This is a genomic window from Archangium sp. (genome assembly GCF_036389735.1).
Classification (GTDB): domain Bacteria; phylum Myxococcota; class Myxococcia; order Myxococcales; family Myxococcaceae; genus Archangium.
Genome location: NZ_DASVWK010000873.1, coordinates 1 through 18,212 on the forward strand (window position 1 = coordinate 1; position 18,212 = coordinate 18,212).

Annotated in this window: 17 protein-coding genes; 15 read left to right on the top strand and 2 right to left on the bottom strand. The window is 67.8% G+C overall.

The genetic code is table 11. From position 1 onward, the window contains the following. The 6 genes from VF794_RS31370 to VF794_RS31395 all read left to right on the top strand — a co-directional run. Positions 1 to 235, top strand: a 235-nt coding sequence (locus VF794_RS31370; RefSeq protein WP_331116793.1) for a hypothetical protein, incomplete at its 5' end; no start/stop codon positions are given. Continuing rightward, the gene (locus tag VF794_RS31375; RefSeq protein WP_331116794.1) at positions 195 to 740 is read left to right on the top strand and encodes a hypothetical protein; all 546 of its coding nucleotides are present in this window, start codon (positions 195 to 197) and stop codon (positions 738 to 740) included. The genes VF794_RS31370 and VF794_RS31375, both read left to right, overlap by 41 nt. Before the next feature lie 14 nt (positions 741 to 754). Next, a complete protein-coding gene (locus VF794_RS31380; protein ID WP_331116795.1) occupies positions 755 to 1,945 on the top strand; it encodes a winged helix DNA-binding domain-containing protein in 1,191 nt (396 codons plus the stop codon). A gap of 42 nt (positions 1,946 to 1,987) precedes the next feature. Beyond that, entirely contained in the window at positions 1,988 to 2,530 is a 543-nt protein-coding gene (locus VF794_RS31385; RefSeq protein WP_331116796.1) for a GNAT family N-acetyltransferase, read from the top strand. Continuing rightward, the gene (locus VF794_RS31390) at positions 2,527 to 3,378 is read left to right on the top strand and encodes a zf-TFIIB domain-containing protein (protein ID WP_331116797.1); all 852 of its coding nucleotides are present in this window, start codon (positions 2,527 to 2,529) and stop codon (positions 3,376 to 3,378) included. Before VF794_RS31385 ends, VF794_RS31390 begins: the two co-directional genes overlap by 4 nt. A 34-nt stretch (positions 3,379 to 3,412) precedes the next feature. Next, positions 3,413 to 5,002 (top strand): alpha/beta hydrolase-fold protein, encoded by a 1,590-nt coding sequence (locus VF794_RS31395; RefSeq protein WP_331116798.1) that lies wholly within the window; start codon positions 3,413 to 3,415, stop codon positions 5,000 to 5,002. 4 nt (positions 5,003 to 5,006) lie between these two features. Here VF794_RS31395 and VF794_RS31400 read toward each other — a convergent pair whose 3' ends face one another. Then, positions 5,007 to 5,828: a tRNA1(Val) (adenine(37)-N6)-methyltransferase gene (locus VF794_RS31400; RefSeq protein WP_331116799.1), complete on the bottom strand. Its 822-nt coding sequence runs from the start codon at positions 5,826 to 5,828 to the stop codon at positions 5,007 to 5,009. Positions 5,829 to 5,895: 67 nt separating this feature from the next. Between VF794_RS31400 and VF794_RS31405 the strand changes: the two genes are divergently transcribed. The 5 genes from VF794_RS31405 to VF794_RS31425 all read left to right on the top strand — a co-directional run bounded on the left by VF794_RS31405 (position 5,896) and on the right by VF794_RS31425 (position 10,190). Continuing rightward, on the top strand, positions 5,896 to 6,591 hold the full coding sequence (locus VF794_RS31405) for a TIGR02269 family lipoprotein (RefSeq protein WP_331116800.1): 696 nt from the start codon (positions 5,896 to 5,898) through the stop codon (positions 6,589 to 6,591). Positions 6,592 to 6,615: 24 nt separating this feature from the next. Beyond that, complete coding sequence (locus VF794_RS31410; protein WP_331116801.1) at positions 6,616 to 7,341, top strand: double-CXXCG motif protein; 726 nt, start codon at positions 6,616 to 6,618, stop codon at positions 7,339 to 7,341. 319 nt (positions 7,342 to 7,660) lie between these two features. After that, on the top strand, positions 7,661 to 8,164 hold the full coding sequence (locus tag VF794_RS31415) for a hypothetical protein (protein ID WP_331116802.1): 504 nt from the start codon (positions 7,661 to 7,663) through the stop codon (positions 8,162 to 8,164). Positions 8,165 to 8,246: 82 nt separating this feature from the next. Continuing rightward, positions 8,247 to 8,678 carry a cytochrome c nitrite reductase small subunit gene (gene nrfH / locus VF794_RS31420; RefSeq protein WP_331116809.1) on the top strand — a complete coding sequence of 144 codons (432 nt, stop codon included), beginning with the start codon at positions 8,247 to 8,249 and terminating at the stop codon, positions 8,676 to 8,678. A 27-nt stretch (positions 8,679 to 8,705) separates the two neighbouring features. Beyond that, on the top strand, positions 8,706 to 10,190 hold the full coding sequence (locus VF794_RS31425) for an ammonia-forming cytochrome c nitrite reductase subunit c552 (protein WP_331116803.1): 1,485 nt from the start codon (positions 8,706 to 8,708) through the stop codon (positions 10,188 to 10,190). Between the two features lie 48 nt (positions 10,191 to 10,238). On the opposite strand, the gene gshB is transcribed toward VF794_RS31425, so the two are convergent. Beyond that, on the bottom strand, positions 10,239 to 11,198 hold the full coding sequence (gene gshB / locus VF794_RS31430) for a glutathione synthase (RefSeq protein ID WP_331116804.1): 960 nt from the start codon (positions 11,196 to 11,198) through the stop codon (positions 10,239 to 10,241). A gap of 165 nt (positions 11,199 to 11,363) precedes the next feature. Here gshB and VF794_RS31435 point away from each other — a divergent pair, with 165 nt between their 5' ends. From VF794_RS31435 to VF794_RS31450, 4 genes are all read left to right on the top strand, one after another. After that, a complete protein-coding gene (locus VF794_RS31435; RefSeq protein ID WP_331116805.1) occupies positions 11,364 to 12,638 on the top strand; it encodes an endonuclease domain-containing protein in 1,275 nt (424 codons plus the stop codon). Then, the gene (locus VF794_RS31440; protein WP_331116806.1) at positions 12,607 to 13,668 is read left to right on the top strand and encodes a hypothetical protein; all 1,062 of its coding nucleotides are present in this window, start codon (positions 12,607 to 12,609) and stop codon (positions 13,666 to 13,668) included. The genes VF794_RS31435 and VF794_RS31440 overlap by 32 nt, the downstream gene beginning before the upstream one ends. A 34-nt stretch (positions 13,669 to 13,702) precedes the next feature. Next, entirely contained in the window at positions 13,703 to 16,912 is a 3,210-nt protein-coding gene (locus tag VF794_RS31445; protein ID WP_331116807.1) for a helicase HerA domain-containing protein, read from the top strand. Positions 16,913 to 17,526: 614 nt separating this feature from the next. Next, the coding region (locus VF794_RS31450; protein WP_331116808.1) for a hypothetical protein at positions 17,527 to 18,212 on the top strand (686 nt) is incomplete at its 3' end.

Below are 18,212 nucleotides of genomic sequence, written 5' to 3' on the forward strand. Positions count from 1 at the left end.
GGCTGGGCTGCGGAAGCAGATCGCGGACCTATCGATGAAGCTGGGAGAGATTCCAGCGCGACTGCAGCGAGTCTCGAGCTTCCCAGCGAAACTCAAGGACTTCACTCGCTTTCAAATCCAGAAGATGTACGACGGCAATGATTTTAGCGTTGCCTCGAAGAAAGAGCTCCAGACCGCGTTGAAGCTCTTGAAAGATGTCGCGAAAGACAGTTCGCGACTTCTTCAGAAGATCTGAGGAGACCATGCACCCGAGCCCGCGCGAATTGCAGCAGATGCTCTCGGAAGCCAGGAGTCAGGAGTTGGGAAGTCCCCGGCAGTTGCAACTGCTCGAAAGCCTCCGGACGAACTGCCCTGCGTTCGTCCCCGCGTTATTGATATCGAGCAGAGCTGAGCTCTGGGGCGAAGAGCGCGCCGGCCCACCGGAGGCCTTCTTCAACGAGATCGAGCGGATGCTCCACGATGCCGTCGAGGCCTCGGGCAGGGAACCCTCGGCCCTCATCGGACTGGCTCGCTTCATGAGCGTCGTACGTGATTCGCCCCAGGCTGCGGAGGCTCTGTACCGGGAGGCCTCGACGAGGGCGCTCGAGGTGCTGGAAGAGTCCTGGGCGGGCCTCATCGAGACGCTCGGCGAACAGGAGAAGCTGGAGGAGGCCGCGCGTACCGCGGAGATGGCCCGCGGGGTCTTTCCTCAATCGAGGCAGATCTCCGAAGCATGCGAGTTCGCGCAGCTCGATAAGTAGCCCGCGACGCCCTCATGCCCCCAAAGCCCTCCACTCCCCCTCCCGTGACGCTGCCCACCGACGAGGCGCGGGCATGGCTCGTCAGTCACCTGGGGCTCGCCGCGCCCACCTATCCCCAGGGCGCCGAGGGCGTGCGCGCCCTGCTGCGCCACCTGCGCCACGTGCAGTTGGATCCGCTCGACGTCATCGGCACCAACGCGGACCTCGTGGCGCTCGCGCGCGTGGAGGGCATTGCCAAGGGCGACGTGTACCGCCACCTCTACCCGGGCCACGCCTTCGAGCACTGGGCCAAGGAGCGCTGCCTCCTGCCCGCGAGTGCCTTCCCCCACTACCGCGAGCGCTCGCTGGAAACATCCTGGTGGCGCCTCGCCACGCGCCTGGAGCGCCTGCCCGAGCAGGTCCTCCGCGCCGTGCTCGAGGAAGTCGAGGCCCGCGGCCCCATCACCGCCTCGGAGCTGACGGACCATGGCGCGGTGAAGCCGCTCGACTGGAGTGGGTGGAAGGGCACGGGCAAGGCCACCTCCATGGCCCTCGAGGTGCTGTGGACGCGCTGCGAGGTCGTCGTGTGCGGCCGGGGCCCCGGTGGCAAGCGCTACGACGTGCCGCACCGGGCCCTGCCCGACCTGGCACGAGCCCCCGTGGGGTACATCGGCGACGAGGGCTTCGCACGCTGGGCCCTCACCGAGCGTGTGGAAGCGGCGGGTCTCCTTTCACGCGCGGGCGGGGCGCACTGGTCCACGCTGTCCCCGGTACGCACCTCGGCGCTGCCGGACGCGCTCGTGCGCGAGGGCCTGCTCGAAGAGGTGTCCCTGCCCGGCTCGCCCCGGCGCTACCTCGCCCCGGCGGGCTTCCGCTCGCGCCCGCTCCAGACGCCCGATGAGCGGATGCGGATCCTCGGCCCGTTGGATCCCCTCCTCTGGGACCGGGAACTGGTGAAGTACGTCTTCGGCTTCGAGTACGTGTGGGAGGTGTACAAGCCCGAGGAGCAGCGCCGCTGGGGCTGGTACGTGTGCCCGCTGCTGCACCGGGGCCAGCTCGTGGGGCGACTGGAGGCGCGCGTGGCGGACGGCGTGCTGCGTGTGGAGAAGTTGTGGAGGGAGAAGGGCGTGAAGTTGGACGACGCGGCGCTCGACGAGGCCCTGACACGCCATGCCAGGGCGTGCGGCGCACGGAAGGTGCGCCGCCCCAGGGCCCGGGTGGGCTGAGGCCCTCCGCACCTGCTAGGGTGCCCCTCCGAAATGTGGCGGATGATGGCTCCGAGAGAAGAGACGCTGTTCGAGGTCGAGGCGTATCGGGTGCGACGGATCTCGCGGGAGGATGCCCCCCTCGTCCGGAAGCTGGGCGAGCGTTGCCTGGAGCATATCGAGCTCCACTACGGCTCGCCGCCGGATCCCCAGCAGCTGGTCCACGACTTACTGACGGATCTGCCTCCGGGCAAGACACTCGCCGACAAGTTCGGCCTGGGCGTCCACGAGGGCGGGGGCTGGCTGGTGGGCGGGATCGACGTCGTCCGGGACTACCCGGAGCCGGGGGAGTGGTACCTGGGGCTGCTGGTGCTCGACCCGAGGCACCGGGCGCGGGGGCTGGGCACGAAGCTGATGGCGGAGCTGGTGCACTGGCTACGAGGGCAGGGGGCGCGGTCGCTGCGCCTGGCGGTGTCGGAGCACAACGAGTCGGGGCGGCGCTTCTGGGAGCGCCAGGGATTCGAGCCCGTGAAGCAGGTGATCGCGGAGTTCGGCAACAAGCAGAGCGTGTTCCACGTGATGCGGCGCACGCTGGAGGAGCGATGAACTGTCCGGGGTGCCAGGCCAGGATGTCCGAGCAGTCCTTCGAGGGACGGGGCGGGAAGCAGGTGGTGCTGGATGTCTGCCACGGCTGCCATGGCCTGTGGTTCGACGCGGACGAGAGCCGGCGGCTGTCGTCCATGGGAACGCTGCACCTCTTCCGGGATCTGCACGGCCACCGGGGAGAGCACCGCAACCAGGTGGCCCGCGTGTGCAAGTGCCCGCGCTGTCACGTGACGCTGGCGCTGGCGCACGACATGGCCCACAACAACCGCTTCCAGTACTCGCGCTGCCCCCAGAAGCACGGGCACTTCATCAGCTTCTTCCAGTTCCTGCGCGAGAAGGGGATCGTCCGCGGCCTCAACCTCAAGGAGCTGACCGAGCTGCGCAAGCACGTGGACACGCTCCAGTGCTCCAACTGTGGCGCGCCCATCGAGCTGGCGAAGCAGTCCGGCTGTACGCGGTGCCAGGCGCCCGTCTCCATCCTGGATCCACACTGTATGGAGGAGACGGTGCGAGACGCGGAGCAGGTGACGGGCTCGCGTGACAACGTCGCGCCCGAGGTGGCGGCCCGGCTGCTGATGAACAACCTGCGGATGACTGGCTTCCACCGGGGGCGCGGCGCGCTCGCGGGGACCGCGGCCGCCGCCGTGATGCTCCCCCTCGTGAGCGAGGTCCAGGAACACCAGCGCACGGCGGAGTCCGGCCAGAGGACGGCGGAGGTGGTGGAAGCGGCCGTGGACGTCGCGGAGGTGACCGTGGACGTCGCGGAGGGCGTGGGCATCGACCTCTTGGATACGGGCATCGGCATCGTCGTCGGCGCGCTGGAGGCCGTCGGCGATCTCTTCTCCTAGCCAGCTGGATTTTCACAGGGAGTACACACACCCCATGACACAACGGCAACCCTCGCGCTTCACGCTTCTCGTCCTGTTCGCACTGACGGCCCTGGCCGGCTGCGATCCCACCCCCAAGCCGGTGCCGCCCACCGAGCAGCCCTACTCCAACGTGCAGTTCGACGTGACGGTTCCGCCCGAGACGCCGGTGGATGCCACCGTCTTCCTCAAGGGCTCGGACCCGTCGCTCACCGGAGCTTCCGGCAAGGGCCTGGAGCTCGTCTTCCAAGGGGGCAATGTCTTCTCGGCCAAGACGCGTCTGCCCAAGGGCAAGGACCTCTCCTATACCGTCCACATCGACAAGCCGGGCGAGCTGGTGGAACTCGACGCGGCGGGCACGGTCGTGCCCGCGCGCACGGTCCGGGTGGACCAGGACGAGGAGAACCGCGCCCTCACCGTGGAGCGCTGGGGCCCGGCCACGGGTGGCGGCACGGAGCCCCAGCTCGTCTTCGTGGTCGAGGTCCCGAGCAACACGCCGGCGGACGCCAACATCTGGCTGGCTGGCAACAACCCGAAGCTGGGCGGCTGGCCCGAGAACGGGTCGGGAGTGCGGCTCTTCAAGGCGATGAACGGCCGGTACGCCGTCAGCGTCTCGTTCACGCCGGGAGCGGCGCTCGAGTACAAGGTGACGCGCGGCTCGTGGGGCACCGTGGAGAAGGGCTCCGCGGGTGAGGAGATCGGCAACCGCACCCACACGACGAGGAGCGGCTTCGAGCGCACCTTCGTCACCGTGGCCCGGTGGGCGGACATCGACCCGCTGCCGCCGGCACCGGGGGTGCTCACCGGCACCATCGAGTACCTGCGGGGCGTGACGCCCAGCAACACCCTGCTGAGGAAGCGTGACGTCATCATCTGGTTGCCGCCGGGCTACAACCCCAACGACACCACGCGCCGCTACCCGGTGCTGTACATGCACGATGGGCAGAACCTGATGGACGGCTCCACGGCGTGGGCCGGGGAGTGGGGCGTGGACGAGACGGCGCAGCGGCTCGTCCAGAGCGGAGAAGTGGAGCCCCTCATCATCGTGGGCGTCTACAACACCGCGAACCGCGGACCCGAGTACACGCAGGTCCCCGATGACCGGTACCCCGAGGTGGACGGTGCCAACGGGGGCAGGGCGGACCTCTACGGCCAGTTCCTCATCAACGAGCTGAAGCCTGTCATCGACGACAAGTACCGCACGCTGAAGGACGCGCCGAACACGGGCATGGCGGGCTCGTCGCTGGGAGGCCTGGTGACCATGTACCTGGGCATGAAGAACCCGGGGACGTTCGGCCGGCTGGGCGTCATCTCCCCGTCTGTCTTCTGGGGCAACAACAACATCGTCACGCAGGTGAACGCGCTGCCCGGGAAGCTGTCGCTGCGCATCTGGCTGGACATCGGCACCAACGAGGGGAGCAGCAGCCAGGAGACGGTGGCGGACACGGTGGCGCTGCGCGACGCGCTGGTGGGCAAGGGCTGGATGCTCGACAGCGACCTCAAGTACACCGAGGTGCCGGGCGGCGTGCACAACGAGGCGGCCTGGGCGGCGCGCTTCGGGGACATCCTCAAGTACCTGTACCCGCCGGTCCCCGCGACCCCGTAGCCCGTCAGCCCCCGTCCTCCGGCTCGAGACTGGCGGAGGGCGGGCGCTCGGCCCGGGGTGGCTCCATGAGGGAGGCCACCTCGGGCGAGTAGCCTCCGGGGCCCTCGCCGTGGACGATGAGCGGCGGGCGCACCGCGAGCCCCCGCTGCCTGTCGCGCACGGCGTGCACGAGGAAGCGGGTGGCCGGGGCATCCACCCGCGCGTGCACGAGGCGCAGGGCCACCGGGTGGAGCCGTGCCGCCACGAGCAGCCCGAGCACCTCGGCCAGCCGAGCCGCCGGGTAGACGAGGCTCACCCGCCCGCCCGGGGAGAGCGCGTGCCGGGCGGCGGCCACCACCGAGGGCGCGTCACACGCCAGCTCCTGCTTGGACAGGGCACGCTCCTCGTCGGGGCTGAGCACGCCCGCGCGCGCGGGGCGGAAGGGCGGGTTGGACACCACGTGCGCATAGGAGCCCGAGGGGAACAGGGTGCGCGCCTCGCGCAGATCTCCCAGCACGGGCCGCACGCGTCCCTCGCAGGCGTTGAGCGCCACGGCGCGCGTCAGCCGCGCATGCACCTCGGGCTGCAACTCCAGCGCATCCACGGGCCCCTGGCCGAACTGGCACGCGAGCAGGAAGGACACCACGCCACTGCCCGCGCCGAGCTCCAGCTGCGGGCCTTGCACATCCGCGCCCTCGGTGGCCGCGAAGGCGGCGAGCAACACGGCATCCAGGGTGAAGCGGTAGCCGCTCCGGCGTTGGAGGACACGCACGCCCGCGGTGCCGATGGAATCGAGCGTCTCGTCCGGAGCGGAGACGTTTGGGGAGGGGGAGGTCTTCTCGCTCACAACCTGACTCTGGAACCACCGGGGAGAGGGCGCTCACTCTACTCGGGACCGTAGGCTTCGGGGTCGCATGACCCGCTCCTTCCCGAGTCGCCCCCTCCTGTCCCTGTCCCTGGCCTCGCTGCTGCTGACCGCGTGTGCCACCTCCTCACCCGCGCTGCATGCATGGGAGTGCGACGAAACGGGAGCCGACCAGTGCGTCGTGCTGGCCTGTGACGAAGGCGAGTGCGGCATCTTCGACTGTGAGGATGTGGACCCCGAGGCGCTCGCGCACGTGCCCCTGGCACATGGTGCGGAGTTGGCGCGGGGTTACCAGCGCCCTCCTTATCGTGCTCCCGGGCCGCATCGGAGTTGGAGACGCGCGGGGCTTCGGGAAGACGCCCGGCCCCGGATGACGTTCCACTTCCAATATCGCCACGGCTTCATTCCCGCGTTCCCGCAGCTCGAAGGCAGATTGATCAAACACCACCTCTTTCCCCAGGCGCAGGAGTTCAGGGGCTGGTTCAATAAAAATGGCATGAACATCCACGAGTGGACGATGCTGGTCCCGGAGAACGTGCACCTGCGCATCCACCGCGGCGCGAATGGCGGCCCGTGGAATGAGGCATGGCGGCAGTTCATGAATGCCAATCAGCGCCGCCCGGTGACAAAGAAGGAGATGCTCCACAAGGCCTTCGAACTGGCCCTCCGCTTCGACATCGCTGGTCCCATCAGGCCGTACTACTCTCCGGTGCCTCCGCCCGGTCCCCAGCTTCTCGCTCCTTGACCTTTGGGCTTGAGACTCGACCGCATGAAATTCTACGAACTCCAAAGAGACCCGTCGCCTCGGTACACGGGCAACCTGAACGCCTCACACAAATGGGTGCTTCCCGGTGTGGAGTCCTGCCCTGTCTGTGATTTGCAGTCAGAGGCGCATACGATGGCCCAATACCCGTGCGTGGACTTGTCGGCTCTGCCACCCGAGGATCAGGAGAAATTGTTGGATGCCTGGCCTGTCCCGCACGAGGAGTTCAACCGACGGCGCGAGCTGGTACGCCCGCTGGCACCTCCCGGGGCCGTGCTACAACCGGGAGCAACCTTCGGTCCTCTCCAGGGAACGGGTCTGGGCTACTTCGGTCAGCTCATCATGCAGAACTTCTGCTCTCTGTGCATGCGCCGCGAAGCACTGGAACGACTGCAAGCCGCGGGCGTGCGTGGCCTTCAAGGCTGCTCCACCCAGGTGCGGTTCCGCACCAAACACGCACCCGACCTACGGGACATCCAACTCGAGTCCCATGGGCGCATCCACCCGGGTTGCCTGCCACCCGAGGAGCCTCGGTGTCCCACGTGCAATGTCGACAAGGGCTTCGTGCTCCCGGAACGGTATTGGCTCGACGCCGCATCGCTACCGGAGCACGTGGACATCTTCCGGCTGGGCGAGTCCTCGGGAACCATCATCGCCAATGAGCGTCTGGTGGACGCGGTGCACCGCCTGGAGCTGGATGGGGTCGTCTTCAAGGAAGTCGAGGCCCGCTGAGGGGCCTCACTTGCGCACCAGCACCTCGTCCAACGACTTCTTGCGGATGTCCGGTACCTTGGCGCCCTCGGCGGGGTAGCCCACGGGGAGCACCGCGAAGGGCGTGGGCTCGCCGCTGGGACTCCTCGGGGGAGACGCGAGGCCAGTCGAGGGAGACGAAGGGATGGGACTTCTCGCTCACGGAACGACTCCGGAAATGTCGGACAGCGGGCCCTGCGGGCCCTCACTCTATCCACCTGTGTACAGCCATGGGGCACGGGCGGTTTTTTCCGTCCCGACCGATGGCCTCACCCAGGGAGATGACCAGCTTGCTTGCCCCATGACCCACCGCGTTTCCATACCTGTCCTGCTCCTGGCGCTGGCCTGCGGTGGCTGCGGCGCCAACAAGGAGCCCTGCACCGACAACTGCCCCGACATCTCCGGGGTGTACGCCATCGAGCACACCACGCCGGTGGGGGAGTGTGACTTCAGTCCCTATCTCATTGGCCCCACGGTGCAGATCCTCCAGAACGACAACGGCCGCGGGGTCGTCCTCCACATCATCGACCCGGCCCTCCAACTGGAGATGCCGCTGACGGGGGACGTCTACGCACCTGGACCGGAGGACGAGTCGGAGCTGCTTGGCTCCTTCCAGATGACGTCGCGCACGGTGCGCTCGGCGAGCCGGTCGGACAGCCGCTCGATGACGCTGGACGTGAGTGCCTCGGGCACGGTATCGCGGCGGGGCGAGCGCCGGGTGCTGTCGGCGACGCTGAGCACCACGGACATGGCCGGCGGCAAGGGCTGCAACGTCACCCTGTCATTCACGGGTGAGGGAGACTGAACGCGTGGAGACCGAGGGCTCCCAGCCCGAAAACAACCCGCCCCCCAAGCGCCGAGGGCCCAGCACCTTCGCCTGGCTCAGCATGGGCGCGAGCGTCGTCATCGGAGTCGCGGTGGGCATCGGTGGCTTCACCTTCGCCTACGCGAAGGGGGCCTCGTACATGACGGATGACCCCGCGGCGTGCGCCAACTGCCACGTCATGAACGAGCAGTACAGCGGGTGGCTCAAATCCAGCCATCACACCGTGGCCGTCTGCAATGACTGCCACACCCCCAAGGGCTTCGTCGGCAAGTACACCGCCAAGGCGCTCAATGGCTGGCACCACTCGGTGGCCTTCACCTCCGGCGACTTCCACGAGCCCATCCAGATCGGCCCGCGCAACCGGGCCGTCACCGAGCAGCGCTGCCGCACGTGCCACCAAACCATCGTCCAGGCCATCGACTCGCACGCGACGGGCGGTGACAAGGAACTCTCCTGCATCCGCTGCCATAGCGACGTCGGACACGGACGCTAGCCCCTCACCCCAGCACCACCGACCTGTATGGAAAACAATCGTACCCGCCGCCGCGTCTTCCTGCTCCTGGGCGCGATGCTCCTCGCCACCGTGGCCGCCGTTGGGGCCGCCGCGCTGGCCGTGAACATCATGGAGCGCAAGCAGGAGGCTCGGAATCCCTTCTACCGCGTCGTCGAACTCACCGACGACACGGAGGATCCGGCCATCTGGGGGAAGAACTTCCCGCTCCAGTACGACGGCTACCTGCGCACGGTGGACATGGTGCGCACGAAGTACGGCGGCAGCGAGGCGGTGCCGCGCGCGCCCACCGAGAACGATCCGCGCCAGGTGACGGCCCAGTCGCGCCTGGAGGAGGACCCACGGCTGAAGACGTTCTGGGCGGGCTACGCCTTCGCGGCGGACTTCCGCGAGGAGCGCGGCCACGCGTACGTACTGGAGGACCAGCTCTTCACCGAGCGCCAGCACGTCACGAAGCAGCCGGGCGCGTGCATCCACTGCCACGCCTCGGTGTACGTGCCCTACAAGAAGCTGGGCGAGGGCGACATCATGAAGGGCTTCGAGAAGGCGAACCCGATGCCCTACGCGGAGGCGCGCAAGCTGGTGCAGCACCCGGTGGCGTGCATCGACTGCCACGACTCCCAGACGATGCAGCTGCGGGTGACTCGGCCGGGCTTCCTGGAGGGCATCCGCGCGCTCAAGGCGAGCCAGGGCGTGAAGGACTACGACGTGAACAAGCAGGCCACGCGCCAGGAGATGCGCACGTACGTCTGCGGCCAGTGCCACGTCGAGTATTACTTCAAGGGCCCGGAGAAGCGGCTGACGTACCCGTGGGCCAACGGCATCAAGATCGAGAACATCCTCACGTACTACACGGAGAATCCACACAAGGACTGGACGCACGCGGAGACGGGCGCGCCGGTGCTCAAGGCGCAGCACCCCGAGTTCGAGATGTACAACCAGGGCATCCACGCGCGCTCGGGCGTGGCGTGCGCGGACTGCCATATGCCCTACAAGCGCGAAGGGGCGATGAAGATCTCCGACCACCACGTGCGCAGCCCGCTGCTGATGGTGAACAACGCCTGCCAGACGTGCCACAACTGGTCGGAGCAGGAGCTGACCCAGCGCGTGACCACCATCCAGGACAGGACCTTCGAGCTGCGCAACCGGGCGCTGGACGCGATGGTGGCGCTCATTGGGGACATGAAGGCGGCGAGGGCCGCGGGCAAGACGGACGCGGACCTGAAGACGGCGATGGAGCTGCAGCGCCGGGCCCAGTTCATGGTGGACTTCGTGGAGGCGGAGAACTCGATGGGCTTCCACGCGCCGGAGGAGGCCGCGCGCATCCTCGGCATCGCCATGGACATGGCACGACAGGGACAGCTCGCCGTGCGCCAGCCCGACTTCGCGCCCAACATGTTCCCGAGCACCACCGCGAGCGTGAAGCCCACGGAGCGCGAGGTGACGCCGCCTCCGGGCAGCGGCAAGGGTGGCGGCGTCACGGGCGGCCATTGACGGGTCGTTCCCCACCTGCCGCCCACCTCCTCCACCGGGGTGGCCTGATCACTTCCGCGCGCCGGCGAGCCTCTCCGCGACGTCGATCACCTTGGCCTCGACGTTCGTGTTGTCGAGCTTGTCGATCTCCGCGATGCCGGTGGGGCTGGTGACGTTCACCTCGGTGAGCCAGTCCCCGATCACATCGATGCCCACGAAGTACAGCCCGCGCTCCTGAAGCGAGGGCTTGAGGCGCGCGCAGATCTCCAGCTCACGCGGGGTGAGTGAGGTCTTCACGGGAGTCCCGCCGGCGGCCATGTTGCCGCGGTGGTCATCCTGGGAGGGGACGCGGAGGACGGCGCCCACGGGCTCGCCGTCGACGACGATGATGCGCTTGTCGCCCTGGCGGCTCTCGGCGAGGTAGGCCTGGGCGACGATGGCCTTGCGACCACCGAGGGTGAGGATCTCCAGGAGGGAGCGGGTGTTCCGGTCGCCGGGCTGGAGGAAGACGATGCCCTGGCCGCCGAAGCCCTCGACGGGCTTGAGGATGGTGCCCTGGGGATGGCGGGCGACGAACTGGGCGAGCCCGGCGAGATCCCGGGAGATGAGCGTCTCGGGCATGAGGTCGGGGAAGCGCAGGCCGAAGAGCTTCTCGTTGGCGTCGCGGATGCCGGTGGGGTTGTTGAGGTAGACGGGCGCCTTGTCGCCGCACAATTCGACGAGCTGGGTGGCCAGGATGAAGTCGGCGTCGACGGGCGGATCCTTGCGCAGGAAGACGACGTCGAGGCTGGAGATGGGGTGGACCTGCTCGTCGAGGATGTCGAAGTGACGGCCGGGCTCGCGACGCACGGTGACGGTGCGCATGCGGGCCTCGGCGCACGAGCCGCCGAAGCGGAGCCAGGGCTGCTCGAAGTAGCGCACCTGGTGGCCGCGCCGCTGGGCTTCGAGCATGAGGGCGAAGGTGGAGTCGTGGTCGACCCGAATCGCCTCGAGTGGATCCATGAGGAAGCCGAGGGTGAGCGCTGCCATGGGAGCGGGAGCCTCCTTGAGGGGACGAGGGATGATACCCGGTGAGTAGACGCGGGGAGCGGCGAGCGCGACAGAAAAAGCACACGGGGGCCCCAGGTGGCGCGGTTGACACACCGGGGGAGGGGCCCTTGATGCCGCACCTCGACATCAAGGACGCTCGGGTCCGTGCCGCTCGCCAGATCCGACACCCGGAGCGATGCCTTCACCCTCCACGAGTTGGAACGGCATCAGCGTCGCCGCGAGCAGGGCATCCCCACCCTCACCGTGCTCGCCGGTCCTCCCCGCCTCGCCGCGTCCCTCTGGCGCCGCTGGCTGGACTCGCTCCACCGGCCCGCCTGCACCATCCACGCCTCCAGCGAACTCGAGGTCGCCCGCGCCTGGATGGTCTCGCTCGCACAGCTTGGGAACCTCGAAACGCATGCGGCGGACTTCCTCGGGACCGCCGCGGGCCTCGCTCCGGGCGAGCTGCCCTCACGACTGAAGGCAAAGACAGCCCACGAGCGCGAGGTCCTCCTCCAGGAACTGTTCCCATCCGCTCCCGACGGAGACTCCGCCGCCGCGTGCCGGTGTCTGCTCCAGCCACGAGTTACACACAAGTCCGCTGCCCCCCTCGACGCGGTGCTCGAGGTCTGTGACGGGAATCCCCTTCGAGCCCTCGCGGCCCTGCACGCGCTCGTTCCGCCGGACAGGGCTCCCACGCTGCTGCTCACCGGCTCCGGAGCGGAGGAAACGGCCCGCACGGCCCGGGTGGCCGCGAAGCTCTGCGCCGCCCTCCCGTCCCTCGTCATCGCCCTGACCGTGGATCGGCCCTCGCTGGAGGCGTACCTCCACGGCGCCGAGTCCCAGGCCATCGCCATGGTGCGCGAGGGTCTCGTCGAGCTCGCCGCGCCCTCACCCGAATCCATCGAGCTCAAGCTGGAAGCACTCGGCGTGAAGCGCTTCGAGGTGTCCTCGCACGCGTTGAATCGGCTCGCGGCGGATGGCGTCCCGGACGAAGTCCTCAGCCTCTTCGCCGAGGCGGCCCGAGGGCCCCAGTACCGCGCGCGCAGCGCCGAGGAGCGGTTCCTCCACGCGTTCCTCGACTCGCACCCCTCCACCCAGGGGCTCTTCGAGCTCAACGCCTCACCGGACTTCCGCCTGGCGGGCAGGCAGGTGGAGGTGGACCTGCTGGCCCGGCGGCTCTTCATCGCCTTGGAGATCGACGGCTACCATCACTTCCAGGATCCCGAGGCGTACCGGCGAGACCGGCGCAAGGACCTGGCACTGCAACGTCACGGGTTCCTCGTCCTGCGCTTCCTGGCCCAGGACGTGGTGGCGCGGCTCGAGGAAATCCTCGACACTATCTCGGAAGTCATCTCGCAACGACGCGAGTCCCTGGGTCAGGGCTCCTCGCGGGGGGAGGATGAAGATGCAGGGGCAGGAGGTTTCTCGACTCGGTGAGCTGGCGCTGGCGTGGCTGGTGACGCGTGTGGAGGGCAGGGGCGCTCGCGGCGACCTGTCCCGCGCGCTCAAGTCCTTCGCCGAGCACCGCTGGAGCGCTGGCGAGTGGAACACGCGGCTCGACGAGACGCTCGCGGCGCTGGAGACAGCCGGGCTCGCGCGGCGCCAGGGGCGCGGTGCCTTCGAGCTCACCTCCCAGGGCCGCGCCCACGTCCACGCGTGGCTCGGCGTGAAGCGCCTGCCCGAAGGCACCTCCTGGAAGAAACTCAAGAGCACCTGGCTCCTGGCGCGTGTGCTGGAGCTGGCGCCGTCCTCCGGCACCCTGGCCCGCCTGGGCACCGCCGACGGCATGCGCGCGGTGCTGGTGCAGCAGCAGCTCGGCACCGGGTCGCCCGGCTCGCGCAGCCTCACCCAGGTGCGGGATGCGCTGTGTTGGAAGCAGCTCGGCATCGACACGGACAAGCCCTTCACCCTGGCCGCCGTGCAGGCGGTGCTGCTCGCCCGGGCCATGCAGTCCTCGCGTGAGGCCGAGCCCACCCAGGCCATGCGTCAGCTCGCGGCCCGGAGCGTGGGCGCGCGGCGCTCGGACGCGGAGAGCCTCCGCCTGGCGGCCCTGCGCTCCTGGCTCGTGCCCGCCTCCGAGCCCCTCACCCCCGCGCCCTCCACGGCGCCCTCCACGTCGGCGCCGCGCAACGTGCTGGCCGGTCCCATCGATCCGACATTCTTCGACACGACGCCGGGCCCCGAGGATCTCCGCACCTTCGCCGAGCGGGTGAAGGAGGCGGCACAGGCCTCGACGAGCGGGCGCTTCGGCGAGGACAAGATCTTCATCTCGCACGTCTGGCGCACCCTGCGGGAGCAGGCGAGGGGACTGGATGAGCGGACCTTCAAGGACAAGCTCGTCGAGGCCAACCGGGCCCGGCTCCTCACGTTGAGCCGAGCCGATCTGGTGGAGGCCATGGATCCCGCGGATGTCTCCGCTTCGGAGACCCGCTACCTCGGCGCCACCTTCCATTTCATCGCCCTGTAGTCACCTCTTCCCGCGCGGCTGCAAGGGATTCCCGATGAGCCAGTCCGATCTCCGTCTCGCCGCCTTCCTCTCGGACCGTACCGAGGTCTTCCACTCCATCCAGCACCGCCATGAGATCTGGCGGCCGGATCCGTTCGACGTGGAGCGCGTCCACGAGGAGGCCCGTTCCGCCTTCGAGCGCCTGCTCACCCGTGCCACGACGCCTCCCGGGCTGGACTCGGGACGCATCCTGCTGCTGCTCGGCGAGTCCGGCTGCGGCAAGACGCACCTCGTGCGCGCCTTCCGTTCCCGCGTGCACGAGCAGTCGCTCGGCTTCGTGGGCTACCTGCAGATGACGACGTCCACGTCCAACTACGGGCGCTACGTCCTCTCCAACCTCATCGACTCGCTCGACCAGCCCTACTGCGAGCCCACGTACCCCGGCTCCGGACTGACGAAGCTCTCCAGCGCGCTCTTCTCCCGCTGCGGCATGTGGGCCGCCAGCCTCGGTCAGCCCGAGACGGACACGGAGGACGTCCACCAGATCGTCAGTGACGCGGCCGACGAGCTCATCGAGCTGCCCGAGCTCGTGGGCCTCGACCTGGACCTGATGCGCGCGCTGCTCTACCTCCAGCGCCACGAGGCGAAGATCAAGAGCCGCGTTCTCAAGTACCTGCGCTGCGAGGATCTCTCGGATCCGGATCGCAAGGTGCTCGGCGGGATGGTGCCGCGCATCAACGATGACGATCCAAAGAAGATGGTGGAGCAGCTGGGCCGGCTGATGCGGGCGCTGGGGCACTCGCTGGTGCTGTGCGTGGACCAGCTCGAGGACATCTACGACCCCAACGACGCGAGCACGCCCTTCCGGCGGGCCATGCAGACCGTGTGCGATCTGGCCGATCGCGTGCCCTCGTCGATCGTCATCATCAGCTGCCTGCGCGACTTCTGGGAGGCGATGCACGGGCAGCTCACGCGGCCCATGCTGGACCGCATCAGGTCGGAAGCCCCCCTCAGCCTGCACAGCCTGCGCACCGCCGAGGAGGCCCGGCTCATCGCCGAGCGGCGCCTGGAGTACCTCTACGAGCAGGAGAACGCACCCTTCGATCCAGCCGAGCCCACCTACCCCCTGCCGCACGAGGGTTTCGAGGCCCTGGCCGGCATGCGCGCCCGTGACGTGCTCAACGAGTGCCGCCGCTACCGCGAGCGCGCCGGCCGCGAGGGCCAGCTGCCCGAGCACTTCCCCCTCGTGGACGGCCTGCCCGCCACGGTGGGGCAGGGTGCCCTTGCGCCGCCCGCGCCGGCTTCCGCGTTGGACCAGCTCTGGAATGACTTTCGCGCCGGGTACAAGGGCGCGTCGCCCGATGACGACTCCGAGCTGGCGGTGCTCCTCGCCTGGGCCCTGCGGGTCAGCACGGACGAGGTGGACACCGGGCATCGCTTCGACGCGAGGACCCTGGGCGAGGCCATCCACGTGGACATCTCCCCCGGGGACGTGAAGCTGCACGTGGCGCTGTGCAACGGCAGGCCCCAGGGCGGAGCACTCGCGCGGCAGCTCGAGCAGACACGCAAGGGCGCCAGGGGCCGCACGCCCGTCGCCGTCCGCACCACCGCCTTCCCCAACAACCCGAAGACCCTGGCCGCCGAGGAGCTTGGCCGGCTCATCAGCGGGGGAGGGCACCGCGCGGTGCTCGAGGACAGCGACCACCGGACCCTGCTCGCGCTGCGCGAGTTCCGCAAGCAACACGAGGCCCGCGAGGACTTCGCCACCTGGCTGCGCTCGGCCCGGCCCCTCACGCAGATCAAGGCGCTGCGAGACATCCTCGATCTGGATCGCCTCCGTCCCGCGGCTCGCGCGGCCCCCGTTGGCCAGAAGCCCGCCGGGGATGCGAGTTCCGCCGCCCGGCCGCTCCCGGTGATCCGGACCGAGCCGAAGCCCGCCATGCCTCCGCCTCCAACGCCTCCGATGCCCGCTCCCAAGGAGCCACCCCGGAAGCTGGAGCCCCTGCGGATCGGGGAGCTAGACAGCCTCTCGAAGGACGTCGTCACGCTCGCGCCCAACGAGCTGATGCAGCACTCGGCGTTCCTCGGAGGCTCCGGGAGCGGCAAGACGACGCTAGCGCTCAACGTGGTGGAGCAGCTTCTCTTGCAGGGCATCCCCGTCATCCTGGTGGACCGCAAGGGAGACCTCGCCGGCTATGCGAATGACGCCGTCTGGACGCGCCCGCTCGACGACCCGCGCCGTTCCGAGCGCCGGGCCCTGTTGCGCGAGCGGCTCGACGTGGCCCTCTTCACCCCCGGGCATCCGCATGGCCGCCCGCTGGCCATCCCCATCGTCCCCGATGGGCTCGACTCCCTGCCCGAGTTCGATCGCAAGCAGGCCACCCAGCTCGCGGGCGACGCGCTCGGCGGCATGCTGGCCTACAAGCACACCGGGAAGGACAAGTCCTGCCGCACCATCCTCGTCCAGGCGATTGATCAGCTCGTGCAGCTCTCGCCCATCGGCGTCACCCTGGAGAAGCTCGTCTACTTCATCGACGAGAAGGATCCGCGCTTGGTGAGCGCCGTGGGGCGGCTCGACACGAAGCTGTTCGACAAGCTCGTGCAGGATCTGGAGACGCTCCGGCTCAACTCCTCGGACCTGTTGGGCAGTGGGGGCGAGAAGCTCGACATGGACCTGCTGCTCGGCCGTGGGGCCCATGCGCGACCCGGGAAGGCGCGCTTGAGTGTCATCAGCACCAAGTTCCTCGGGGATAACGACAAGGTGCTCTTCTGGGTGTCGCAGCTGCTCATCGAGGTGTCACGCTGGCTCGGGCGCAACCCGTCCACCGCGCTCCAGGCCGTCCTCATGTTCGACGAGGCGGACATGTACCTGCCGGCGACGCGCCAGCCCGCCACCAAGCAGCCGATGGAGAACCTGCTGCGGCGCGCGCGCTCGGCGGGCCTGGGGTTGATGCTCGCCACGCAGAGCCCCGGCGACTTCGACTACAAGTGCCGCGACACCATCCGCTCCTGGTTCGTCGGCCGCGTGAAGGAGAAGAACTCGCTGGAGAAGATGAAGCCCATGCTCAGCGAGGCCCGGGTGGACTTCAGCGCGAAGATTCCCACGCAGGCCACCGGCCACTTCCACGTCATCCGCGATGGCAACGTGCAGCCCGTGAAGGTGGACCCCTCCGTGCTCGCCACCGAGCAGCTCGCCGATGATGAGCTGCTGCGCCTCGCCGCCCTTACCGTGCCCTCGGCCGATGCCCGGCGCACGGGCTCCTGACGCCTACGGATATGAACCTCCTGGCGTTCTCAATGGCTCGCAGTCCAAATGCACGCTGCGCTTCATGAGATTGGCCGCTGAGCCACTGCTGGACAGTCAATGTTTCCGAACCAGTGATTTCAAAGCGAATCGATGAATAAAAACCGCTGATGCGGGTATGCAGCAAGGGGTGTGGAGGGCCCGCCAGTTCTCCCGCCCCGGTTTTTCTCCTCGCGCACTCTTCCTCTCCCCGGACTTGCTCGGCCCATCACCGGCTCTGTACAGGCACCCCCGCGCGATCAGCCAGCGGTTACTCCCTGCCAGTGGACCCCTGTAAGCGGGACTATACTTCAGCCGTAGGGCCAAGTGGGATAACCTCTCCCGTGGGCTTTTAAATCAAGCGTGGGGGCCGGCAGAGCGCACAGGTTGAGCGGCCCCGGCAGAACCCCTCCTCGTCCCCTCTGCTCCACAACCGGCCTCCCATTCTTCCTGTATGCTACTGTTTCAGTAATTCTCTCAGTCATGGGAAGCCTATGACCAAATCTGCGCCGGATCCTTTACAAGAACGGGAAGCCGCACTTCGGGCCAACCAGTTCCGCTTTTCTATAGATCTGTTTCGGAGGAACTACGAAGAGTTGATCATCTTCATCGACTACTTCTGCGCTCCCTCTGTTGCCTTCTCCTTTTCTCGGGTCGAGCAGAAATGGCTCTGGCAGGAGGGGATGAAGGAAATCGTCTTTTTGCTGCACAATTTTGTCGCTGCTGCCCAATCACTTATTGACCACACCCGAGTTCTCTATAAGCAACTCTATGAACCCCAGGGGAAAATTCCAGAGTATCCGGAGGAGGTTCAGAATCGTTTCGCCAAGAACCCGCTCAGTCAGTTCGTCATTAAGCTGCGCCAGATGGCGCAACACTACCGGTTGCCCTCCATCGAGAATCATACGCAAATTTCGAATACCCGCGGAGGGGAAGGCGGGAGCGTGATAATCGAAATAAGGCTAAAGGCAGAGGATCTGCGCCAATTTGATGGCTGGAATGCGCCTGCAAAGCAGTTTATGGAGGAGGCGGGTCCCAGGATCAACGTGCATAACGTGGTACAGCGATACTTCGAACATGTAGTTGAGTTCTACGAATGGTTCAGCCAGAAGCAGAAGGATGTTCACGGCGTCGGTCCAGACCTCTACCAGCAACTTCTGACTCACGGCGTGCTTGTGGGGATCCGCCGAGAAGTTGCCGAACTGGAAGAAGGCATCACTGAGCTTGAGAAGAAGCCGCAGGAGCAGATCACTTTTGGGGATGTTGAGAGGGTGTTCTCGCC